The 1,528-nt window shown below is 69.8% G+C and carries 1 protein-coding gene; it reads right to left on the minus strand.

All coding sequences use genetic code 11. The annotated features are described in order from the left end of the window. A partial coding sequence (locus G6038_RS30670; RefSeq protein WP_206025892.1) for an IS701 family transposase occupies positions 1-1,454 on the minus strand: 1,454 nt, incomplete at its 3' end. Positions 1,455-1,528: the final 74 nt, after the last annotated feature.

The following is a 1,528-nucleotide window of genomic DNA, read 5'->3' on the forward strand; positions in this document are numbered from 1 at the left end:
CGGTAGTTTGTTAGTTCGGGAGGTAGAGGTGCAGGCCGTGGCCCGCCGCGACCGAGTTCATCAGGGCCTGCAACTGCGGCGGCGGGGGCGCCGTCGACCATGCCGGCCACCAACGTCGCAACGCGACCCAGGGACAGAGCCAGGAGCGGATCGCGCGCAGCGCCCGCGGCCACGACGGAGCCGACGCGGCGGTGTGTGGCCCCCCTCTCTCCGCGGTCGGATCGGGCCTGTGGTGCGGTTGGGTTCTGCCGTGGTGCCGTATCATCCTGCCATGGTGGATGATCGGCGAACCAGGCAGCCCAGCAGAAACTGAACGCGCAGTTCACCAGCACCTGGTGGCGGTGGATGGCCACATCGGAGCGGACCTGGAAGTCGGCCCAGCCCAACTCGTCCTTGATCTGCTTGTAGCTCTGCTCGATCCAGTGCCGGATACCGTAGATCCGCACGATCTCGGCCAGATCCGCGGCCGGATGCGGACCGTCGGCCTCGCGCGGGCCGCCGGGACGGGGAAGGTTGGTGACCAGATGCCAGGTTGCCTTGTCCGGCAAAGACGTCGGGTCGGCGGTGGCCACCACCAGACGGTGGGTGCCGTCCGGGCCCCACCAACCCAAGGTAGCGTCGGCGGCCCACCAGGTCTCGGTGTGTCCGTCCCGGAAGGTCCGTACCACCGGCTGCCAGTCACCGGGATGCTCCGGGCCACCCCAGGCCAGCGCACCGGCCGCATCCACCGGGGTATACGCGCCGGGGCCGTAGGCCCAGGTGCCGCGATGCGGCCGCAGTGCCATCACGAACGGCAGACCGGCCTCGGCGAGCTCACCGCGGAATCCGTCCTGGTCCCCGTACGCGCTGTCCGCGGCCACCGCGCGGAACACGAATCCCGCCTCCCGGGCCGCGGCCGCCAGGTCCGCGCCGATCGTCAGCTTCGTCCGAAAGTCTGGATCGCTCTTGCCCTTCGCGAAGTGCTTCGCCGGGGTGTACGCCGTCGCGTGCACCGGATAGTACAGCCGTTCGTCGGCCCACACCGTGGTGACGGTGACCACGCCGTTGTCGGTCTTGCCGTACCGGCCGAGCCACTGTCGGCCCACGTGTGCGGTCTTCGTCCCGTCCTTGCGGTCCCCGCTGTCGTCGATCACCAGGACCCCGCCGCCGTGCGGTGCGGTCGCCGGGTCGGCGCGCAGCAATTCCAGCCGTCGAGTATTGATTCGGTCGGCGTCCCACCGGGATTCGGAGAGGAAGAACTGCAGTCGCTGTACCGCCGGGTGCTGCGCGCCGGTGACCGGTTCGGCCCCGGCCAGCGCGGTCAGCGTCTTGTTCCGGTCCCGCGGCGCGAGCAGCCCGGTCAGATACTGCCGGAATCCCCGTCGCTGCGCGACGCGGGTGAACAGGTCATCGAACCGGGCCGCGTATTCCTCCAGCGGGCCGGGCGCCGCCGGGCAGGGCCGATGTCGGGTCATCACACACCCCCAGGAACCGCACGAGCACTACTTCCGGCTTACCTCGGACCCGTCGGAAAGTCAACAAACTACCG

The sequence above is a fragment of the Rhodococcus sp. 14C212 genome (assembly GCF_011058195.1).
In the GTDB taxonomy this organism is placed as follows: Bacteria; Actinomycetota; Actinomycetes; order Mycobacteriales; family Mycobacteriaceae; genus Rhodococcus; species Rhodococcus aetherivorans.